Source organism: Streptomyces sp. NPDC030820 (assembly GCF_055572075.1).
In genome coordinates, this window is sequence record NZ_JBVIEB010000022.1 from 75,372 (window position 1) to 91,429 (window position 16,058).

Sequence of the window (16,058 nt, forward strand, 5' to 3'; positions counted from 1 at the left end):
CTCCTTTTGGACACGTAGCGTTTACATGTGTTCGACCCGTCGACCGGCGGGACTTGTTATGGTGTTACTCATTGGTAGCAAGTTGAGTGGGGGGACACGGGGGAGACCTGTGGCCAGCTCGCCTCCGGGCGAGTGGCGAGACGGATGACCTGGCAAGGGGGCCGGGTCAACGGCTTCTGCGCGTGGGCATCACGCGGCCGTCGAACTCCAGTTCCCTCACCCGCTGACCCGGACAGGTGGGACTCGACACATGGCTCGTTCCCTGGTCGAATTACTGACCGTACACGCCCAGCAACAGCCCGACCGTACCGCCTACCGGTACCTCCTCACCGGCGACTGCGACGGGGACATCCAGGAGATCTCCTACGGCCAACTGGCCCACCGTTCCCGGGCCGTAGCCGCCTGGCTCCAGGACCGCGGCCTGGCCGGCTCGCGCGCCCTGCTGCTCCATCCGCCCGGCCTGGAGTTCGTCTCCGCCTTCCTGGGCTGCCTCGCCGCCGGCGTGGTCGCCGTACCGGGCGTGCCCCCGCAGGGACGGTCGCAGAACCACCGTGCCCTGATCCGGATGAAGCGTCTGATGGCCGACTCCGACGCCAAGGTGATCCTCGGCGGCCGAGAAGTCATCCGCGCCTTGCGCACAGGGAGCGAGCACCTGCCCGAACTGGACACGGTCCCCCGCGTCGCCACCGAGGACATCCCCGACGACGCGGCCGGCTCCTGGCACGCCCCCGACCTCACCGCCGACTCGGTGGCCTTCCTCCAGTACACCTCCGGTTCCACCTCCGCCCCGCGCGGTGTGGTGGTCACCCACGGCAACCTGCTGGACAACGAGCGGATCATCACCGAGCGGATGGGCCACACCCCGGACGCCCTCGCCGAGCACGGCGGGGAACTGATCCTCAGCTGGCTCCCCGTCTACCACGACATGGGCCTCATGGGCCCGGTGCTGAACACGCTGTACCTGGGCGCCACGGCCACGCTCTTCTCGCCGCTGCACTTCCTGCAGCGCCCCGACCGCTGGCTGACCGCGATCAGCCGTTACCGGCCGCACACCAGCGGCGGCCCAAACTTCGCCTACGAGCTGTGCCTGAAGCACGCCACCGCCGACCTGATCGACAGCCTCGACCTGAGCGCGTGGAAGGTCGCCTTCAACGGCGCCGAACCGGTGCGCGCGGCCACGCTGCGACGGTTCACCGAGACCTTCCGCGCGGCCGGCTTCCGCCATGAGGCGTTCTACCCCTGCTACGGCCTGGCCGAAGCCACCTTGATGGTCACCGGCGGTGCGGTGGACGCCCCGCCCACCCTGCTGGAGGCCGCCGAGACCGGCCCGCACGCCGGCGAGGCGGACGCGGCCGCCGTGGGCTGCGGCCGGCCCGGGACCGGGATCACCGTGGTGATCGCCGACCCCGAGCGGCAGGAGGAACTGCCCGACGGCGAGGTCGGCGAGATCTGGATCGCCGGCGCGAGCGTGGCCAAGGGCTACTGGCGCAACACCCTCGCCACCCGCGAGACCTTCCGCGCCACCCTGACCGGCCGCGAGGGCCGCTTCCTGCGCACGGGCGACCTCGGCTTCCTGCGGGACGGCGAACTGTTCGTCACCGGCCGCCTGAAGGACCTCGTCGTCATCGACGGGCGCAACCACTACCCACAGGACCTGGAGCTGTCCGCGGAGTTGTGCCACCCGGCACTGCGGCCCGGCTGCACCGCCGCGTTCTCCGTGGACGCCGGCGTGGACGGCGAACAGGTCGTCGTCGTGGCCGAACTGGCGCCCGAGGCGGCCGGCGAGGCCGAGAAGATCACCGACCTGGTGCGCAGCGCGCTCGGCGAGGCCCATGGCCTGTCGGTGCGGGACGTGGTGCTGGTCCACCCCGGCACCATCCCGAAGACGTCCAGCGGGAAGATCCAGCGTCGCGCCTCCCGGGCGGCCTACCTCGACGGCACCCTCGCCGTGGTCGACGTGCCCGTCACGGGATGACCCACCGCCGCCGGCGCCCGCCCGCGCCGGCGGCGGCCCGCCCGTCGCGCCGCCCGTACGTCCGCCCTTCGCGGCCGTACGTCACCCGATTCCATGCCGTACGCCGCTGCCGCATGCGGTCGTGCGGAATCCGCCCGCATCACCGTTGCTAGAGGACACCTGCCCAGATGCCTGCGAACGAGCCCCGGAAGCAGTCCACCACCACGCCCCTCACCACCGCCGAGGACGTACGGGCCTGGCTGGGGTCGGCCGTCGCCGAGGCCGCAGGGCTCGACCCGCTGGCCGTCGACCCGTACCGGCCGATCGCGGAATTCGGGTTGGGATCACGCCAGTTGGTGACGCTGGCCGCCGAACTCTCCGCACGGACCGGCCGACCACTGGAGCCATCGCTCGTCTTCGACCACCCTACGATCGCCGCGCTCGCCGACGCGGTCCTCGGCGAGCCGCCCGCCCCGGCGGCCGGCCCGGTCTCGGCCGAGGCTCCGCCGCGGGCGGCGGACGACGACATCGCCATCGTCTCCATGGCCTGCCGCTTCCCCGGCGGCGCCGACGACCCCGAAGGGCTGTGGCGGCTGCTCGCCGGCGGCGAGGACGCCATCCGTGAGGTACCGGCGGGCCGTTGGGACACCCAGGGCCTCTACGACCCCGACCCCGAGGCCACCGGAAAGGCGTACACGCTGCGCGGCGGCTTCCTCGACGGCATCGACCGCTTCGACGCCGCCTTCTTCGGGATCTCGCCCCGCGAGGCCGACGCCATGGATCCGCAGCAGCGGCTGCTGCTGGAGACCAGCTGGGAGGCGATCGAGCGAGCCGGGATCGTTCCCGAGACGCTGCACGGAAGCTCCACGGGCGTCTACATCGGCCTGTACGACAGCGGATACCTCGCCTCCGCCTCGCTGGCCCAGCTCGACGGGCACGTCGGCACGGGCTCGGCGTCCAGCGTGGCCTCCGGGCGCATCGCCTACACCCTCGGTCTGCAGGGCCCGGCGGTCACCGTCGACACCGCCTGCTCCTCCTCCCTCGTCGCCCTGCACCTGGCGGTCCGCGCGCTGGCGGCAGGCGAGTGCGACCTCGCTCTCGCGGGCGGCGCGAGCCTGCTGGTGACCCCGCGCGGGCACGTGGAGTTCAGCAGGCTGCGCGGGCTGTCGCCGTCCGGGCGGTGCAGCCCCTTCTCGGCCGACGCGGACGGCGTGGTGTGGGCCGAGGGCTGCGGTGTGGTGCTGCTCAAGCGGCTCGCCGACGCCCGCCGCGACGGCGACCGGGTGCTCGCCGTGGTCAAGGGCTCGGCCATCAACCAGGACGGCCGCAGCCAGGGGCTGAGCGCCCCCAACGGCCCGGCGCAGGAACGGGTGCTGCGCGCTGCCCTCGACGCCGCCGGACTCGCACCGGGCGACGTGGACCACGTGGAGGCGCACGGCACCGGCACCCCGCTCGGCGACCCCATCGAGGGGCGCGCACTGGCCGCCGTCTTCGGACCGGGCCGCCCCGCCGACCGCCCGCTCGGCGTCGGCTCGCTGAAGTCCAACATCGGTCACACCCAGGCCGCCGCGGGCATCGGCGGCGTGATCAAGACGGTGCTCGCCCTCGGGCACGAGCTGATACCGCCGTCCCTGCACGCCGAAACCCTCACGGAGCACATCGACTGGGCGGGCAGCGGCCTGGCCGTGCACGGCAGCGCCCGGCCGTGGCCGCGCGGCGGCGACCGGGTGCGGCGGGCCGGGGTGAGCGCGTTCGGCATCAGCGGCACCAACGCGCACGTCGTGCTGGAGGAGGCACCGCAGGACGTCCTGGAGGAGGCACCGCAGCACGTCGCCGCACCGGCCGGGGCGGAGGCGGAGCCGCCCGGCCCGACGCTCTTCCCGCTCTCCGCCCGCACGCTCCCCGCGCTCCAGGGACAAGCCGCCCGGCTGCACGCACGTCTCGCCGCGCGGCCGGAGCTGCCGCTGCCCGCCGTGGCCGCGACGCTGGCCCACCACCGCACCCACTTCGAGCACCGTGCCGTCGTCCAGGCGGCCGGCCGGGACGAACTGCTGACCGCACTGCGGGCCCTCGCGGAGGGCCGGCCCGACACCGGCCCGACCGCCGGCCCCCGGCGGACACTGCCCGCGGGCAAGGTGGCCTTCGTCTTCCCCGGCCAGGGTGCCCAGTGGGCCGGCATGGCCCGTGACCTGCTCGCACGCGACCCCGTGTTCGCCGACGAACTCGACCGCTGCGACGCCGCCCTGCGACCGTTCACCGGCTGGTCCGCGGCGGCGGTGCTGCGCGGCGAGGCGGGAGCCCCGTCCCTGGACCGCGTCGACGTCGTCCAGCCGGTGCTCTTCGCGGTGATGGTGTCCCTGGCCGCCGTGTGGCGGGCCCGTGGCGTCCGGCCGGACGCCGTGATCGGGCACAGCCAGGGCGAAGTGGCCGCGGCCTGCGTCGCCGGCGCGCTCAGCCTCAACGACGCGGCCGCGGTGGTCGCCCTGCGCAGCCGGGCCCTGACCCAGCTGTCCGGCACCGGCGCCATGGCCGTCGTCGGCCTGCCGCACACCGAGGTCGCGACCCGCCTCGACGGCCTCGGCGGCCGGGTCTCGGTCGCCGCCGTGAACAGCGGCCGGGCGACCGTGATCGCCGGTGCCGTGGAGCCGTTGGAGGGCCTGCTCGCCGACCTCGACCGGGAACAGGTCTTCGTCCGCCGCCTCGACGTCGACTACGCCTCCCACAGCGCCCGGGTCGAGCCGGTCCGCGCGACGATCCTCGACGAGCTCGACGGCGTGACGACGTACCCCACGCCGGTCGTCTGGTACTCCACCGTCACCGGCGAGCCGGTCACCGAGGAGCTGGAGGCCGACTACTGGTACACCAACCTGCGCGAACCCGTCCGCTTCGCGCCCGCGGTGGAGCGCATGGCGGCCGACGGCTACCGCCACTTCGTCGAACTCAGTCCGCATCCGTCCCTGCTCACCGCCCTGCACACGATCGGTGAGGAGTCCGGCCACGAGCTGGTCGCCGTCGGCTCCCTGCGCCGCGACGAGGACGGAACCGCCTGCCTGGACCGCGCCGCCGCCGAACTCCACGTGCACGGACGGCTGATGGACTGGCGGCGCCTGGTCGCCGACACCGTCGGGGCGGACCTGCCGACCTACGCCTGGGACACCCGGCGCCACTGGATCGCACCCGAGTCCGCTTCGGGCGGCCCCGGCCTGTTCGACCGCGCCGCGCACCCGTTGCTCGGCGTCCAGCTGCAGTCGGCCGACGAGACCCGCTGGACCTTCCGCAACGAGTGGTCCCCGGCCACCGCCGACTGGCTGTCCGACCACACCGTGTTCGGCCGGACCGTGGTGTCCGGCACGACCCTGCTGGAGCTGTGCCGGGCCGCCCTCGCCGTGGCCCGCCCGGACGACCCGGCCGACCTGACCGACCTGCTGTTGCTCGCACCCCTCGTGCTGCCCGCCTCCGGCACGGTCGAGGTGTCCGTCGAGGTGGTCACCGCCGGCCCGGCACCGGAGATCACCGTGCACAGCCGCCCGCGCGGCCAGGAGGCCACCGGCTGGACCCTGCACGCCACCGCCTCGGCGGCCGGGGCGCCCCCGGTGGCGGGGCAGCCGCCGGTGTGGCCCGGGGCGGCGGAGCCCGCCTGGAGCCCGGACACCTACGAGCGGCTGACCGGGCTCGGCCTCGGCTACGGTCCGGCCTTCCAGGGCGTACGGGAGGCGGTGGCGACCGGCGCGGGCGAGCTGCTGGCCCGGCTGTCACTGCCGTCCGTGGCCCGCGACCTGGCCGACCCCTACCCGGTCCACCCGGCGCTCCTGGACGCCGCGCTGCACGTGGCCGCGGCCCTCGAAGGGGGCGCCGCCTCCGACGGCCTGGTGCTCCTTCCGGTGGCCGTGGGCCGCGCCTCACTGTCGCACGGCGGCGCCGACGACCTCACCGTGTCCGTGCGCCGCACCGGCGCCGCCGACACGGATCTCACGCTGGACGTGACGCTGTGGGACGCCGACGGCTTCCCCGCGGGCCGGCTGGAGGGGGTACGGCTGCGGGCCGCGAGCCCGGCGGACCTCGCCGGTGGTTCGGGCAACGGGCGGCACCTGTACGAGGTGGCCTGGACGGCCGCGCCCGAACCGCCCGTCGAGGCACCGGCCGGTGCCTGGACCGTCGTCGGCGACCCGTCCGACCCGGACGTCGTCGCGGCCCTGCGCGGCCTCGAAGCGGTGGGGGGCCAGGTGCGCGACACCGGTGGCGAGGTCCTCGTACGTTTCTGGCCGCGGCCGGCGCCCGATGCCGGAGCAGACGTCGGCGCAGGGGAGTTGGCGACAGGTGACCCGACCGCCGTGGATGACGCGTCCACCGCGGACGCCGTTGTGGCCTCGCGCCGCTTGGAAGCGGTGGGGGGCCAGGTGCGGGACACGGGTGGCGAGGTCCTCGTACGTTTCTGGCCGCGGCCGGCGCCCGACGCCGAACCGGCCGCCGCCGCACGGGAGGTGACGGAAACCGCCCTGGCCGAACTGCAGACACTCCTCGCACAGGAGCAGGCACCCGCCCGGACCATCTGGGTGACCCGCGGCGCGGTCGCGGCCGGCGACCGGGACACCGTGCCGAGCCTCGCCCAGTCGGCGCTGTGGGGCCTGGCCCGCAGCGCCCGTGCCGAGCATCCGGACCTCGGGCTGACGCTGCTCGACCTCGACGACACCGATCCCGCCGCCGCCCTGCTCGCCGCCGCCGCTCACGAGGGCGAGCCCGAACTCGCCGGGCGCGCGGGCACCTTGCTCGTGCCCCGGCTCGTGCGCGCCCGCGCCGCCGACACGGACCGCGCGCGGACACCCGTCGACGGCACCGTACTGATCACCGGAGGCCTGGGCGCCGTCGGACGCCACATCGCCCGGCTGCTCGCCGAACGGGGCGTGCCCCGCCTGCTGCTGACGTCCCGGCGCGGAGCCGACGACCCGCGTACGCCCGAGGTCACCGCGGAACTGACCGCGCTCGGCGCCGAGGTCGAGGTGGCGGCGTGCGACGTCGGCGACCCGGCGGCCCTGGCCGACGTCGTCGCCGACGTCGTCGGCGAACTCCGCGGCGTCGTGCACTGCGCCGGCGTCCTGGACGACGGGGTGGTCGCCGAGCTGACCCCCGAACGCCTCGCGCGGGTGCTCAGCCCCAAGGTGGACGGCGCCGCCCATCTGCACCGGCTCACCGCCGGCGCGCGGCTCGACCTGTTCCTGCTGGTCTCCTCCGCCGCCGGTGTCGTCGGCAACGCGGGCCAGGCCAACTACGCCGCCGCCAACGCCTTCCTCGACCAACTCGCCCACCACCGGCGCGCCCTGGGCCTGCCCGCAGTGTCGGTCTCCTTCGGCGCCTGGGCGGGCGAGGGCCTCGCCGCCGAACACGCCGACCTGGAGCGGATGGCCCGCCTCGGCCACCGCGCCCTCACCCCGGAACAGGGCCGCGACCTCGTCGAACTCGCTCTGCGCCGGGACGCCCCGCACCTGGTCGCGTGGGCGCTGGACCTGCCCCGCCTGCGCGAGACCACGGCCGGCGCGGGCGGGAGTGCCGCCGCGCTGTGGCGCTCGCTGCTGCCCGCGCCCCGCACCGGGCAGGACGGCGCGGACGGCCTGGCCGACCGGCTGGCCCGGCTGCCGGAGGCCGAGCGCACAGGCCGCGTCCTGGCCCTGGTCCGCGAGGAGGCCTCCCGCGCCCTCGGTCTGCGCTCGGCGGAGTCCGTCCGCCCCGACCAGCCGCTGCGCGACCTCGGCATGGACTCGGTGACGGCGGTGGAGCTCCGCAACCGCATCGGTGCCCGCCTCGGCTCCCGGCTCCCGGCCACCCTGCTGTTCGACCACCCCACCCCGGCCCGCCTCGCCGAGCACCTGCTGGCCACCGTGATCGCGGCCGACGGCCCCACCGCCCGCCGTCCCGCGCCCGCCGCGCCGCACACCCGCACCGCGGCGTCCGACGAGCCGGTCGCCCTGGTGGCCATGGCCTGCCGCCTGCCGGGCGGCGTGGGCGACCCGGAGGAGCTGTGGCGGCTGGTCGCCGAGGGCCGTGACGCGATCGGCCCGTTCCCGGCCGGGCGCTGGGACGTCGAGTCGCTGTACGACCCCGACCCGGAGGCCCCGGGCAAGTCCTACGCCCGGGAGGGCGGCTTCCTGGACGACATCGAGTCCTTCGACGCAGGTTTCTTCGGCATCACCCCGAAGGAGGCCGCCGCCATGGACCCGCAGCAGCGGCTGCTGCTGGAGACCGCGTGGGAGGCGCTGGAGCGCGCCGGGATCGTGCCCGCCGAACTGGCGGGCAGCACCGCCGGCGTGTACGTCGGCATGTTCGGCAGCGACTACCTGTCGGGCTCCCGGCTCGACCAGCTGGACGGGTACGTCGGCACCGGGTCGGCGCTCAGCGTGGCCTCGGGCCGGCTGGCGTACGCGCTCGGGCTGCACGGCCCGGCGCTGACGGTGGACACGGCGTGCTCCTCGTCGCTCGTCGCGGTGCACCTGGCGGCGCAGGCGCTGCGCTCGGGCGAGTGCGACCTGGCGCTGGCCGGCGGTGTGACGCTCATGGTGACCCCGCAGACCTTCGTGGAGTTCAGCCGGCTGCGGGGCCTGTCCCCGACCGGCCGCTGCCGCTCCTTCTCCGACGACGCCGACGGCGCCGTCTGGGCCGAGGGCGCCGGCATGCTCGTACTGAAGCGGCTGAGCGACGCGCGGCGGGACGGCGACGAGGTGCTTGCGGTGCTGCGCGGCACGGCCGTCAACCAGGACGGCCGCAGCCAGGGCCTGTCCGCGCCCAACGGCCCGGCGCAGGAACAGGTGATCCGGCGGGCCCTGGAGCTGTCCGGCCTCGAACCCGCCGACATCGACTACGTGGAGGCGCACGGCACGGGCACGACGCTGGGCGACCCGATCGAGGCGAACGCCCTGGCACAGGTCTTCGGTGGCTCCCGCCCCCGGCACCGCCCGCTGTACCTGGGCTCGCTCAAGTCCAACCTCGGGCACACGCAGGCCGCCTCGGGCATCGCCGGGCTGATCAAGGTGGTGCAGTCGCTGCGCCACCGGATGCTGCCGGCCACCCTGCACGCCGGCACACCCAGCAGGCACGTCGAGTGGGACGGCAGCGGCCTGCACCTGCTGCAGCAGGCCGTGCCCTGGCCGGCGGCGGGCGAGCGCGTCCGGCGGGCCGGGGTGAGCGCCTTCGGGATCAGCGGGACCAACGCCCACGTGATCGTCGAGGAGGCCCCGCCGTCCGCGCCGGAGCCCCACTACGCAGGTGAACTTCCGTCCGGCAAGCGGCTGTTCCTCCTGTCCGGGCGGAGCGAGGCCGCGCTGCGAGGGCAGGCCGCACGGCTGGCCCGGCACCTGACCGGGGACACCGCGCTGCCGGACGTCGCCTACACCCTGGCCCGGCACCGCAGCCACTTCCCCTGGCGGGCGGCGGTCACGGCGGGCGACCTGGACGAACTGCGCGCCGTGCTCGACGCGGTGGGCAGCGGACGGGCGCAGCCGGCCACGCCGCGCGAGGAGGAGACGGGCAAGGTGGCCTTCGTCTTCTCCGGGCACGGCGGCCAATGGCCGGGCATGGGCCTGGAGTTGCTGGCCGGCTCGGAGGCGTTCCGCGAGGAGCTGAACCGGATCGACGAGGCGGTGCAGCGGCACGTCGGCTGGTCGGTGCTCAACGCGCTGCGGGCGCCGGAGGAGTTCTCCCCGCTCCACCGGACCGAGTGCCTGCAACCGGTGCTGTTCGCGGTCAACGCGGCGCTGGCCGCCGCGTGGCGGACGCTCGGCGTCGCCCCGGACGCCGTGGTCGGGCACAGCCTGGGCGAGATCGCCGCCGCGTACAGCGCGGGCGCCCTCGGCCTGGACGACGCCGTGGCCGTGGTGACCGGGCGGGCCCAGGCCGTCGTCCCGCTGGTCGGGCAGGGCGGCATGGTCGCGGTGGAACTGCCGCGCGCGCAGGTCGAGGAACTGCTCGTCCCCTACGCGGACCGGCTGTTCGTCGCCGCGGTCAACAGCGCGGGCTCCACGGCCGTCTCGGGCGCCGCCGACGCGCTGGCCGAGCTGCGCCGCGGGCTCGAGGAGCGGGGGATCGCCGTACGACTGCTGTCGACGCCGTTCGCCTCGCACACCCCGCTGATGGAACCTCTGCGCACGGAACTGCTCGACCGCTTCTCCGGCATCCGGGGCGCACAGGCGCCGACCCCGCTGTACTCGACGGTGCTGGCCGAACCCGTCTCCGGCGACCGACTGGACGCCGACTACTGGTACGCCAACCTCCGGCAGCCCGTCCGTTTCGCCGACACCGTCCGACGGATGCTGGACGACGGCTACCGCTACTTCGTCGAGCTCAGCCCGCACCCGTCGCTGCTGTCGTCCATCGAGGCGGTGGCGGCCGAGGCCCGGATGGACGTGGCCTGCGTCGGCTCGCTGGGCCGCCAGCAGGACGGACCCGACATGCTGCTGCGCAGGGTCGGCGAGTTGTACGTCGCGGGCCACACGCCCGACTGGGCGGTGCTGTTCCCGCACGGCCGTCGCGTCGATCTGCCGACGTACGCCTTCGCCCGCGAACGCCACTGGCTCACGCCCGCCCCGGCCACCGCCACGGGCTCCTCACCGCTCCTCGGCACGCATGTCGAGTCCAGCGACGAGCCCGACCGGCACCTCTTCCAGAGCGACATCGACCTGCGCGACAGCCGCTTCGCCTATCTGACCGACCACCGGGTGGACGGCGAGGTCTGGCTGCCCGGCGCGGCCTTCCTCGACATGGTGCTGGAGGCCGCCACCGCGGTGCAGGACGGTCGCCAAGTCCACCTGTGCGAGATCGAGTTCGTGCAGCCGTTGCGGCTGGATCCCGAACGGCCCGTACGGGTGCAGCTGGCGCTGCGGCCCGCCAGGGACGGCTTCCGGTCCTTCACCGTCGCCTCCGCGGCCGCCGGTGAGCGGCGCCCGCGGTGGGAGCGGCACGTCAGCGGGCGCATCGCGGTGACCGGCGAGCAGCCCCCTGCCGACGTGCGGCTCGACGACGTGCGGCTCGCCACCGTGCGCGAGCGGTGCACGCAGGACGTGGACCTGCCGGCGGTGTACGCCGGGCTGACCGCCCTCGGCATCGACTACGGCCCCGCCTTCCGGGGCCTGGAGCAGGGCCGCCGCGGCCATTCGGCGGCCCTGGGCCGACTGGCCGCCAGGCCCGCCGCGGGTCATCTGCTGCACCCCGCGGTCCTCGACGCCGCGTTCCACACGGCCGCCCTGCCCCAGGAGGCGCCCGAGGGCCGGGCGTTCGTGCCCGCCGGGGCGGCACGGCTGCGGTTCACCGGCCTGCGTACCACGCCTGCCTGGACCAGTTGCGAACTGCGCTCCGTGTCCGGCGACACCGCCACCCTCGACCTCAGGATCTGGGACGAGGACGAGCAACTCCTCCTCGAGATCGAGGAGTTCCGGCTGGCCGCGCTCTCGCCGCTGGACGGCGCCCTCTTCGAGACCCGCTGGCAGCCGCGCCCGGTGGCGCAGGAACCGCCGGTCCAGGGCAGCTGGCTGATCCTGGCCGACGACACCGGGGTGGCGGACGCGCTCGGCGAGCGACTCGGCTCCTCGGTGCCGCACGTCATCGCCCGCCGGGGCAGCGCCTTCGCCGTCGAGGGGCCCGGCCGCTACGTCCTCGATCCGGCCGACCCCGACCACCTGGCCCGGCTGCTGGCGGAGGCCTTCGCGGACGGGTCGCCCGAGCAGGTCGTCCAGCTGACCGCCCTCGACGCCCCGGCGATCGGCGACACCGGATCGGCCGAGCAGGCGGCGCGGCTGTGCTGCCTGAGCACCCTGCACCTGGTGCGCGCCCTCGCCGGCCGTCCGCAGGGCCGGGCTCCGCGCCTGTTCGTGGTCGTGCGCGGCAGCCAGGCCGCCGGTGACAGCACCTGGGTGACCAACCCGCAGCAGGCGCTCGCCTGGGGCTTCGGGCTCGCGGTGGCGCAGGAGTACCCGGAGTTGTCGGCCACCCTGATCGACCTGCCGCCCACCGACGGCGTCGACGCCCTGTGGACCCAGCTCAGGCACGCCGACGACGAACGGCTCGTCGCGCTGCGCGGCACCGGCCGCCTGGTGCCGCGCCTGGCCCACACCCGCCCGGACGACGGCGGTCACGGCGAGACCTCCGCGGACGGTGTGCACCTGATCACCGGCGGTCTGGGCGGCCTCGGCCGCGTCGTCGCCGAGCGGCTGGTCCGCCGCGGGGCCCGCCGGCTGGCCCTCATGAGCCGGGGCACGCCCGACGCGGAGGCCAGGAACTGGATCACGGGTCTCGAAGAGCGGGGCGTCACCGTGCACCTGGCCCGCGCCGACGTCGCCGACCGGGAGAGTCTCACGGCCGCCCTGGACGCCGTACGCGACACCTGTGGCCCGATCGCCACGGTCGTGCACGCGGCCGGTGTGCTCGACGACGCCACGGTGGCGAACCTGACCGACGAACGCGTCCTGCGCGTCCTCGCCCCCAAGGTCCTGGGCACCGCCCTCCTCACCGAGCTGATCCCGGAGGCCCGGAACCTGGTCCTGTTCGCCTCCGCGGCCGGACTCCTCGGGTCGGCCGGGCAGAGCCCGTACTCGGCGGCGAACGCCTTCCTCGACGCCTGGGCGCACCACCTCTCCCGCACCGACCGCCGGGCGCTGAGCCTGGACTGGGGTGCCTGGGCCGGTGTCGGCATGGTCGCCGGGTCCGGCACCCGGGCCGCCGAGACCAGCCGCTCGGGCCTGGTCGCCTTCTCGCCGCAGGAGGGCGGCGAGCTGTTCGAGCGGGTGCTGGCCACCGCCCGCCGCCAGCTCGCGCCGATCGCCCTGGACCGGGAGATGCTGACGCTCGTCCCCGACGCCGTGCGCACCCGCCCGATCCTGGGCGACCTGGTCACCGTCCAGACCGGCACGGCCGCCTCGGACGACCTCGTCAAGAAGGTGTTCGCGGCGACGACCGACCAGGACCGCGCCACCTGGCTGGAGGCGTACGTCCGGGCCCGGGTCGGCGAGGTCTCCGGCGGAGTGGTCGACGGGTCGGCGACCACGGCCCTGAAGGAACTGGGCCTGGACTCCCTGATGCTGGTGCGGCTGCGCAACGCCTTCGTCCGCGAACTGGGCGTGGAGCTCCCGGCCGCGGACGTGTTCGCGGCGTCCGACATCCGCGGCCTCGCCCGCGCCCTCGCCGAGGGCCTTCCGGAGCGGGGGGCCGTGGCGCGGGAGGACTCCCGTGACCTCGCGGGTGAGGTCCCGGAGACCGAACTGCGGCCCGCGCCGCGCGACGTCGTACGACTGCTGCGCAGCGCCCGGCCGGGCATGCCGGACGCGGCACACGGCATCGGCCTCGCCGTACGGCTGACCGCGCCGACCACCCCGGAGACGCTCACCGGCATCCTCACCCGGCTCGTCGCGCGACACGCGGCCCTGCGCACCGCGATCGTCACCGGCGCCGAAGGCGTACGGCAGCTGCGCGTGGACCGGGAGCCGGCGCAGCCGGTGCTGCGCTGCACGGCCGTCGAAGGCCCACTCGACGGCGCCGAGCGCCTGCGCACCCTGCTGGAGCCGCCGTTCGACCTGGCGACGACACCGCTGTGGCGGTTCGAGCTGGTGGACGGCGGTGCACACGGCCAGATCCTGGTGTTCGGCGCCCACCACGCCGTCAGCGACCTGCAGTCGCTGCTGCTCGTGGCCGGGGAGATCGACGCGGAACTGTCCGGCACCCCCCTCGACGCCGCCGTCACCAACCGTGACATCGCCCTGCTCGTCGAGGCCCAGCAGGGCGGTGAGGGCGCGACCGCCGAGTGGCGCGAGCACTTCCACGGCAGCGAACGGCTCGACCTGGAGCTGGCCCAGCCGCGCCCGGCGACCCGGTCCTACCGGGCCGGCAGCGCGACCGTGACGATTCCCGACGGGCTGATGGAACGGGTCGCGGCGGCCGCGAGCCGACTGGCCGTCACCCCCGCCGCCTTCTGCCTCGGCACCCTGACGGTGCTGCTGGCCGGAAAGCGGGAACGGGAGCGGTTCGTGCTCGCCGTGCCCGTGGACACCCGCATCCACGCCGACGCGTACGACGCGGTGGGCTTCTTCGGCGTGCCGGTGCCGTTCCCTGCCGAGGCCCGCGCGGGCGAACAGGTCGCCGAGGTGCTGCGCCGCACCGACGCGCGCCTGCAGCGGGTCCTGGCCAAGGGCGCCATGTTCTCCGACGTCCTGGCCACCCTGGCCCGGCAGGGCCTGCACCGGGAGAACGCGCCGCTCGTCGAGGTCTACTTCAACTACGTACGGTCCTCGCGCCACCTCACCCGGCTGGAGGTGCTGCCGGCCGGCACCGGCTACTCCGACCTCGACCTGATGATCACCATGACCCCGGACGCGGCACGCATCCGGCTCGACCACAACCTGGACATCCTGGACGCCGCGACCACCGCCGAACTGGGGGAGGAGTTCCTGCGGTTGCTCGGGGAGGCGGCTGAGGACCCCGCGGCACCGGCGCGCGCCGGCATCCGGGCTCCCGCGGGTACGGCGCCGGCACCTCGCCGGTCCCTGGCCCTCGCCGCCACCTTCGCCCTCGGCAACCTCCCGGTGATGTGCGAGGCGGCCGTCGAGGACGGGGCCGCGGACGGCGGAGTGGCGATCGCCGAGGCGCCGTACCACCACGTGCTCGCGAGTATCCAGGACCCCTCGGGCGTCTTCGCCGACCCCGCGACCGCGGTGGGCGCGGTGCTGCTGCGGGCGGTGGACCTGGAGCGCTTCGGCCCGGTCGACGACGCGCTGCTCGCCGAGCTGCGCACCGCCTACCCGGCCGCGCTGAAGGCCCTGTCGGAACGCACCCGCAAGCCGCTGATCGTCGGCTTCCTGCCGGCCGCCCGTCAGGAGGACCGACTGACGCGGTGGGAGCGCGAGGTCGCCGCCGACCTGGCCGGCCTGCCCGGCATCGCGGTGCTCGGCCCCGACGACTGGACCCGGCACCACCCGGGCGGGGAACGCTTCGACGAGCGGACCGAGCGGCTGGCCCACCTGCCCTTCACCCCGCCCTTCCAGGCGGCCGTCGCGCTGCGCCTCGCCGACGTCGTACGGGCGGTGCTGCGCCCCACGCCCAAGGTGATCGCGGTGGACGGCGACGAGACCCTGTGGGGCGGGGTCGCCGGCGAGATCGGCCCCGAGGCCGTCGACCTGACCGGCCCGCGCGCCCTGCTCGCGCGCAGGCTGCTGCAGTGGCGCGAGGCGGGCGCGCTGCTGGCGCTCGTCAGCAACAACGACGAGGCCACGGTCCGCGCCGTCCTGGACCGCCCGGACAGCCTGCTGAAGGCGGAGCACTTCAGCGTGCTGTCGGCCGCCTGGGGACCGAAGCCGGGCCGCCTGGCCGAGGCCGCAAGCACGCTCGACCTCGGCCTGGACAGCTTCCTGTTCCTGGACGACAACCACGCCGAGATCGCCAAGGTGCGCTCCGCGCTGCCGCAGGTGCTGTCGGTGACCTGCCCGTCCGCCGACGAACTGGAGGAGTTCCTGGGCCGGTTGTGGCCGCTGGTCCCAGCGGCGGCGACCGCCGAGGACGCGCTGCGGGCCCGGTTCTACGCGCAGGAGCGGGAGCGGGAGGCCGTCCGCGCAGCGGCCGGGTTCGAGGAGTTCCTCGCGCAGCTGGAGCTGGAGGTCGACATCCGGGCGCTGTCCGAGGCCGACGTGCCGCGGGCCGAGCAACTCGTCCGGCGCACCAACCAGTTCACGCTCCACGCCCGGTCGGCCGACGGCGGCGACGTCGCCCGCTGGCGGCAGCGGGGCGAGGTGTGGACGGCGGCGGCCCGGGACCGGTTCGGCGACTACGGCCAGATCGCCCTGCTCGCCCTGTGCGCGGACCGTGACCAACTCGAGGTCCTGGGCTGGCTGATGAGCTGCCGGGCGCTCGGCCGAGGGGTCGAGGAACGCCTGTTGCAGTGGCTGGCCGACCGTGCCGACGAACTGGGCTGCGCGAAGGTCCGGCTGACGGCGGAGCGCACGGAGCGCAACGCACCGGCGCGGCGACTGGTGGCCGCGCTCGGCGGCGGTGACCAGGACGACGAGCGCCTGGAGGCCGTGGTCACACCGGACCACCTGAGGGCGTTCCGGTCCTGGGAGCAGCAATGAGGACGTCCCGC

Annotated in this window: 2 protein-coding genes; both read left to right on the plus strand. The window is 75.2% G+C overall.

The genetic code is table 11. The features are described 5' to 3' along the window. The first annotated feature begins 250 nt into the window (after positions 1-250). Positions 251-1,975 carry a fatty acyl-AMP ligase gene (locus tag ACZ418_RS39250; RefSeq protein ID WP_468372704.1) on the plus strand — a complete coding sequence of 575 codons (1,725 nt, stop codon included), beginning with the start codon at positions 251-253 and terminating at the stop codon, positions 1,973-1,975. Between the two features lie 167 nt (positions 1,976-2,142). Further along, the gene (locus ACZ418_RS39255) at positions 2,143-16,047 is read left to right on the plus strand and encodes an SDR family NAD(P)-dependent oxidoreductase (protein ID WP_468372707.1); all 13,905 of its coding nucleotides are present in this window, start codon (positions 2,143-2,145) and stop codon (positions 16,045-16,047) included. The last annotated feature ends 11 nt before the right edge of the window (positions 16,048-16,058 follow it).

Bases quoted from the DNA above. Each gene is read 5' to 3' on its own strand.
- ACZ418_RS39250 (WP_468372704.1), top strand. From the start codon at position 251: ATGGCTCGTTCCCTGGTCGAATTACTGACCGTACACGCCCAGCAACAG.
- ACZ418_RS39255 (WP_468372707.1), top strand. From the start codon at position 2,143: ATGCCTGCGAACGAGCCCCGGAAGCAGTCCACCACCACGCCCCTCACC.